Annotated in this window: 8 protein-coding genes and 1 pseudogene; 8 read left to right on the forward strand and 1 reads right to left on the reverse strand. The window is 69.9% G+C overall.

The window, feature by feature from the left end; genetic code table 11:
- From ACFOMP_RS06650 to ACFOMP_RS06675, 6 genes are read left to right on the forward strand one after another with little or no spacing between them, the layout of a single operon-like run.
- Complete coding sequence (locus tag ACFOMP_RS06650) at window positions 1-735, forward strand: exopolysaccharide biosynthesis protein (RefSeq protein ID WP_379028733.1); 735 nt, start codon at window positions 1-3, stop codon at window positions 733-735.
- Between the two features lie 40 nt (window positions 736-775).
- Window positions 776-1,240, forward strand: coding sequence for a MarR family winged helix-turn-helix transcriptional regulator (locus ACFOMP_RS06655; RefSeq protein WP_289896098.1), 465 nt, complete (start codon window positions 776-778; stop codon window positions 1,238-1,240).
- Entirely contained in the window at window positions 1,237-2,397 is a 1,161-nt protein-coding gene (locus ACFOMP_RS06660; protein WP_379028735.1) for an FUSC family protein, read from the forward strand. Before ACFOMP_RS06655 ends, ACFOMP_RS06660 begins: the two co-directional genes overlap by 4 nt.
- A gap of 37 nt (window positions 2,398-2,434) precedes the next feature.
- Window positions 2,435-3,403, forward strand: a complete 969-nt coding sequence (locus tag ACFOMP_RS06665) for a TRAP transporter substrate-binding protein (RefSeq protein WP_379028737.1) — start codon at window positions 2,435-2,437, stop codon at window positions 3,401-3,403.
- 6 nt (window positions 3,404-3,409) lie between these two features.
- Window positions 3,410-3,904 (forward strand): TRAP transporter small permease, encoded by a 495-nt coding sequence (locus ACFOMP_RS06670; RefSeq protein WP_289896101.1) that lies wholly within the window; start codon window positions 3,410-3,412, stop codon window positions 3,902-3,904.
- Window positions 3,897-5,186: a TRAP transporter large permease gene (locus ACFOMP_RS06675; RefSeq protein ID WP_379028739.1), complete on the forward strand. Its 1,290-nt coding sequence runs from the start codon at window positions 3,897-3,899 to the stop codon at window positions 5,184-5,186. The genes ACFOMP_RS06670 and ACFOMP_RS06675 overlap by 8 nt, the downstream gene beginning before the upstream one ends.
- Here ACFOMP_RS06675 and ACFOMP_RS06680 read toward each other — a convergent pair.
- Complete coding sequence (locus ACFOMP_RS06680) at window positions 5,183-5,350, reverse strand: hypothetical protein (protein WP_379028741.1); 168 nt, start codon at window positions 5,348-5,350, stop codon at window positions 5,183-5,185. The two genes, ACFOMP_RS06675 and ACFOMP_RS06680, sit on opposite strands and share 4 nt — an antisense overlap.
- Here ACFOMP_RS06680 and ACFOMP_RS06685 point away from each other — a divergent pair.
- Both ACFOMP_RS06685 and ACFOMP_RS06690 read left to right on the forward strand, forming a co-directional pair.
- A complete protein-coding gene (locus tag ACFOMP_RS06685; protein ID WP_379028745.1) occupies window positions 5,349-5,981 on the forward strand; it encodes a CerR family C-terminal domain-containing protein in 633 nt (210 codons plus the stop codon). The genes ACFOMP_RS06680 and ACFOMP_RS06685 overlap by 2 nt on opposite strands.
- A pseudogene (locus ACFOMP_RS06690) lies at window positions 5,974-6,413 on the forward strand (biotin/lipoyl-binding protein); the annotation flags it as partial. The gene ACFOMP_RS06685 and the pseudogene ACFOMP_RS06690, both read left to right, overlap by 8 nt.

Below are 6,413 nucleotides of genomic sequence, written 5' to 3' on the forward strand. Positions count from 1 at the left end.
ATGCCCTGGCCCAGCACACCCTCGTCCAGCAAGCCCCCCGCCGGCCCGCCCCCCGCCGGCCCGCCCCCCGCCGGCCCGCCCTCGTCCGGCGGGGAGGGGTCCGAGCCGCCGCACAAGCAACGGCTGTCCGGCTTTCTGGCCGCGGTCGCCGGCGACGACACGCGCGAGCGGATCAGCGTCGCCGACCTCTTGGCGCTGCTGAAGGGGCGGGCCATCGCCGTGCTGCTGGTGCTGTTCGCCTTTCCCAACGCCCTGCCGGCCCCGCCGGGCACCTCGGGAATCCTCGGCCTGCCGCTGATCTACCTGTCCTTCCAGATGATGGCGGACCGGCCGCCCTGGTTGCCGGGCTTCATCGCCGGCCGCTCGGTGGCGCGCGCGGATTTCGCTTCGGTCGTGGCGCGCTGCGCGCCGTTCCTGGCCAAGGCGGAACGGCTGCTTTCGCCGCGCCTGCCCGCCCTGACCCGACCCGTGGCCGTGCGGCTGACCGGCGCGCTTTGTCTGGGCCTGTCGCTGGTGCTGCTGTTGCCGATCCCCCTGGGCAACATGCTGCCGGGGCTGGCGATCTGCGTGCTGGCGCTTGGCGTGCTGGAACGCGACGGGCTGTGGATCATCGTCGGCCAGTTGCTGGCGCTTGCCGGCTTTGCCGTAGTCTGGGGGGTGATCTGGGCATTCCTGCGCGCTTTTGCGCTGCTTCTGGCCGCGCCCGCAGAAGCCGCGGCGCCGATGGTCATATGATTTGTATTGCAATTCAATTCATATCTGCTACAAGCGGCACATGCACAACAACCCGTCCTCTCCCCGCTTCCGCTTCGGGATCCGCTTCTCGTTGCTGGCCCGGCGCTGGCGCCGCGCCATCGACGCGCATCTGGCCGCGGCCGGGTTGACCGACGCGACCTGGGTGCCGCTGATCCATCTGCAAGAAACCGGCGGCGGCATCACCCAGAAGGAACTGGCGCTGCTCGTCGGGGTCGACGGTTCGAGCCTGGTGCGCGTCCTCGACATCCTGGCGCGGCAGGGCCTGGTCGAGCGCCGGCCCGACGCAAGCGATGGCCGCGCCCGGCTGATCCACCTGACCGATTTGGGCCGGCAGCGCGTGGCCGAGATCCGCCGGACGCTGGCGGCGGGCGAGGACGAGCTGCTGGCGGACCTTTCGGATGCCGAGATCGCGGCGATGCTGGGCCATTTCGACCGGATCGAGCAGCGCCTCGCCTCGCGCCAGCAGGAGGAGGCGCAGAAATGACCGCGCCCGGGTCCACCGTCCCCTTGCCGGCCCGCCGTATCGACGCGGCGCGCCAGTTGCTGCGCCGGCATCACCTGCGCGACAGCTTCGCGCTGAACCGGCAGCCTTCGCTGCGCAATGCCGTGCTGGCCGGATCGCAGGCGGCGATCACGATGGCGGTGGCCCTGCCCCTTGTCCATGTCTCGCCCTGGTCGCATCTGATCGGCTTCGCCGCGCTGGGGGCGCTGGTGGCGCTGTTCGGGCGCTTCGCGCCGCAAGGCCGCCGCAACCGCATCCTGCTGCTCAGCGGCTTCTGGCAGGTGCTGGCGGTGCTGGGCATGTCCATGGCCGCCTGGCTGGGCGCGCCGCTGGTGTTGCAATTCGTGCTGCTGGCGCTGGCCTGCGGCGGGTTCTTCCTGGCCGCCGCCACCAGCCGGCTGGGGCCGCCGGGACCGCTGATCTTCGTCTTCGCCGCCGGCGCCGCGATGGGCCATGTCGGCACGTTGCAGCAGGTGGCCGAACGCGCGGCGGCCACCGCCGCTGTCGCCGCGCTGGCCCTGGCCGTCTGCGCGCTGACCGAGACGCTCCGCCATCCCGCCACGCCCGAACGCCGCTTTCCCGTCGAGCCGCTGCAGCCCCTGGCCGATCGCCTGATTGCTGCCGGGCGTATCGCCCTGGGCGCCGCGGTGGCGATCTTTGCCAGCCATGCCGTCGGCGCGGCGCATCCGGCCTGGGCGGCCCTCGGGGCGTTGGCGGTCATGCAGGGCCCGCAGCTGCACATCAACCTGAGCCGCGCCCTGCAACGGATGGCGGGCACCGCCGTCGGAGCCCTTCTGGCCTGGCTGGTCCTGCATCAGGCCCCCTCGGTCTGGAGCCTGATCGCCGTCCTGACGGCGCTGCAATTCGCGACGGAAATGATCATCGGCACGAATTACGCGCTGGGGCAGATCCTGGTCACGCCGATGGCCCTGCTGATGAGCCATCTTGCGGCGCCGGATGCAGCCGGCGCGGCCATGGCGCCGGAACGGGTGCTGGACACGCTGCTGGGCGTCAGCATCGGCCTTGTCGCCGCCGTGCTGCTCTCGACCCTGGACGACAGGCGCCACCTCGCCCGCCGGCAACTGGCGCGCGACGCCGGCCGGACCGGTGGTGCGGGATTGCACATCCCCGGCAGGTAGCGCTAAATCTGCGCCGCAAAAGGGGAAGGGATTCACGATGAAACACATCTTTGCCGCTGCGCTGACCGGCGCGATCCTGGTCACGCCCGCGTTCGGGCAGGAGATCAAGATCGGCTATGCCCTGGCCGAGGACAGCCATTACGGCGCCGGCGCCAAGGCTTTCGAGGCCTCGCTCAAGGAAAGCCTGGGCGACCAGTTCAGCTTCCGCCACTTCCCCTCCTCGGGCCTGGGCGGCGAGCGCGAGGTGATCGAGGGGCTGCAGCTCGGCACTGTCGAGATGACCATCGCCTCGGACGGCACGCTGACCAACTTCGTGCCCGAGGTCGGGGTGCTGGGCGTGCCCTTCCTGCTGCGTGACAAGGACCATGCCCGCAAGGTGCTGGACGGCGAGATCGGCCAGGAGATGCTGGCGAAATTCGAGCCCGCCGGCCTGCACGCGCTGGCCTGGGGCGAGCAGGGCTTCCGCCACATCACCAGCAATCGCGGTGCGGTCGAGACCCCGGCCGACCTGGACGGGCTGAAGATCCGCACCATGGAGAATCCGGTGCATATCGAGGCGTTCCGCGCCCTTGGCGCCGCCCCCACGCCCATGGCCTGGCCCGAGGTGATCGGCGCGCTGGAACAGGGTGCCATCGACGGGCAGGAGAACCCGCTGTCGGTGATCGTCTCGGCCAAGCTGAACGAGGTGCAGAAATTCCTGACCCTTGACGGCCATGTCTATTCCTCGACCGTCATCCTGGTCTCGCCCACGCTGTGGAACGGCCTGGACGACGCGCAGAAGGCGGCTTTCGACAAGGCGGCCAAGGACGCCGTGGCGGCGATGCGCGGCTATGTCGACGATGTCGACGCCTCGGGCGTCGCGGCGATGAAAGAGGCCGGGATGCAGGTGAACGAGCTTTCGCCCGAGCAGAAGGCAGCCTTCCGCGCGGCGCTGGCCGAGCCCTACAAGCAGTATGAGGCCCAGTTCGGCAAGGAGCTGATGGACCGCATCCAGGCGGTCGAGTAAGCCGCGATGCGCCGGATCGAACGCGCCTTCGTCACCCTGAACGGGGCCGTGCTGGTCCTGGGACTGGCAGCCATGTCGGTGATCCTGGGCTGGAACGTCGCCGGCCGCTACCTGACCGGCAATTCGCTGACCTGGGCCGACGAGGTGGCGCGTTACGCGATGATCTGGCTGACCTTCCTGGGCAGCGGGCTGGCGCTGCGCGAGGGCGCCCATGCCGCCATCACCAATGCCCAGGACGCGCTGCCCAGCCGCGGCCAGCGCGTCCTGCGCGCGGTGATCCTGCTGGTGCTGTTCGGCTTTTTCGCCTTCATGGTCTGGGTCGGCATCGACTACATGAACCGGATGGCGATCCAGAAATCGGCGGCCCTGCAGGTGCCGATGAAATGGATCTATGCCGCGATGCCCGCCGGCTTCGCGCTGATGATCCTCCATCTTGCGCTGATCGCGCCGCAATACTTGCGCGCCGGGCTGCAGCATTCCGACGAGGCCCCCCTTGGTTGAGATCCTGGTCGCCGCCTTCCTGATCCTGATGCTCATGGGGGTGCCCATCGCCTTCGCGCTGGCCATGGCCGCCTTCGCGGCGGTGGGCCTGTCGGGCCGCTATCCGCTGGTCGTGGTGGTCAAGGAGATGTTCACCGGGCTTGACAGCTTTCCGCTGCTGGCCGTGCCCTTCTTCATCCTGGCGGCCGAGATCATGTCCACCGGCGCGATCTCGCGCATGCTCTTGCGCTTCGCCTCGCAATTCGTCGGCCACCTGCGCGGCGGTCTGGGCTATGCCAACGTGCTGACCGGCACGCTGTTCGCCGGCATCTCGGGCTCGGCGCTGGCCTCGGCGGCGGGGCCGGGGGCGATGATGGCGCGGATGATGGAGCGCAGCGGCTATTCCAAGGCCTATGCCGGGGCGCTGACCATCTCGGTCGCGGTGATCGACCCGATCATCCCGCCCTCGATCACCATGATCATCTATGCGCTGCAGGACCGCAACACCTCGGTCGGCTCGCTGTTCATGGCCGGGATCCTGCCCGGCATCCTGATCGCCGGGCTGCTGGCGGCGGTGAACTGGTGGATCAGCCGCAAGCGCAACTATCGCAGCCTCGAGCCGCGGCCGCCGGTCGGGCAGATGCTGCGCAACAGCTTCGCCGCCCTGCCGGCGCTGCTGCTGATCGTGCTGATCGTCGGCGGCATCCGCGGCGGGTTGTTCACCCCGACCGAAGCCTCGGTCGTCGCGGTGTTCTATGCCGTCCTGACCAGCGCCTTCGTCTATCGCGGTTTCACGCTGGCGGACCTGTGGGGGGCGTTCCTGCGCTCGGCCATCATGTCGGTGGCGGTGCTGATGATCCTGGCCGCCGCCCGCGCCTTCGCCTGGGTGCTGATCATCGAGGGCGTGCCGCAAGCCATGGCCGATGCGGTGATCGCCATGAACCTGTCGCCCATCGCCTTCCTGCTGATGGTGAACCTGCTGCTTCTGGTCTTCGGCATGTTCATGGACCCGCTGCCGGGGGTGATGATCCTGGTGCCGATCCTGGCGCCCATCGCCCATAACCTGGGCATCGCGGCGGATCATTTCGCCATCATCGTCATCGTCAACCTGACCTTCGGGCTGATGACGCCGCCGGTCGGCGGGCTGATCTTCGTCGTGGCCTCGGCCACCAAGCAGAAGCCCTCGGCGCTGATCCGCGAGCTGCCGCCCTTCTTCCTGGCGGCGCTGGCCTCGCTGCTGATCCTGACCTTCGTGCCGGCGGTTTCGACCTGGCTGCCGCAGGTCAGCGGGTTCGCGCGCTAGCCGGCATCGCCCTTCAGGCGGACGGACCATCGACCGGCGCCGGAAACGGCGCCGGTCGTTTTCATGGCGTCCGCGGCGGCCTTGCTTCCGGCCTCGACTCCGGCCTCGACTCCGGCGCGGAAATCCTGTATCAATCGATTGATTGAAACCATCGTGACCGGCATGGACGCGCATCCCACCCGCATGGCGCTGATCCGGGCCGCCCTGCAGCAATTCGGGCGGGGCGGGTTCGAGGCGGCCTCGACCCGGGCGATCGCCGCCGGGGCCGGGACGAACATTTCCTCGATCGCCTATCATTTCGGCGGCAAGGACGGGCTGCGCCTCGCCTGTGCCGACGCGGTGGCCGAGCGGGTCGAGCATGTCGCCCGGCCGCTGCCTGCCGGGCCGGGCGTCATGGATTCCATGCGCGCGCGCCTGCTGCTGCGGCGGCTGGTGCGGCGGATCGTCACCTTCATGATCCTGAGCCCCGGGGCCAGCGATGCCGTCGCCTTCGTGCTGCGCGAACTGGCGCAGCCGGGCAGCCCGGTTCTGGACCGGCTCTACGCCACGCTGATCGAGCCGCGCCACCACGCGCTTTGCGCGCTGTGGTCGGCCGCGACCGGCGCGCCGGCGGAATCCGAAGAGGTGAAGCTGGCCGTGTTCTCGCTTGTCGGACAGGCGGTCTATTTCCGCATCGCCGCGCCCATCGTCCAGCGCCGCATGGGCTGGCGGCACTATGCGCGGCCCGAGGCGCGGGCGATCACGCGGCGGATGCTGACCAATCTGGACCGGATGATCGGGGACGGGCATGGCTGATCTTTTGTGTTCGTTCGGCTTCCTGGCGGCGCTGTTTGCGCAATGCGGCCCGCCGCCGCCCCTGGGCACCGGCTATGTCGAGGGCGAGTATGTGCAGATCGCCCCGGTGGCGGCGGCGCGGGTCGAGACGCTGGCGGTGCAGCGCGGCGACCGCGTCGAGGCCGGACAGGCCGTGGCAATGCTGGAGAGCCGCGACGCCGCGCTGGCGCTGGCCGCGGCCCGCGCCGCCGAATCCCGCGCCGCCAGCGAGCTGGCCAATCTGGAAAAGGGCGGACGCCAGCCCGAGATCGCGGCCATCGAGGCGACGCTGGCTGCCGCCCGCGCCAATGCTGAACGCGCCGCGCGCGAGGCGGCGCGGCAGGAACGGCTGCTCGCGCAGCGCGTCAGTTCGTCGGCGCAGCGCGACGAGGCCCGCGCCGCCGCCGACATGGC

Source organism: Paracoccus simplex (assembly GCF_042648325.1).
Classification (GTDB): domain Bacteria; phylum Pseudomonadota; class Alphaproteobacteria; order Rhodobacterales; family Rhodobacteraceae; genus Paracoccus; species Paracoccus simplex.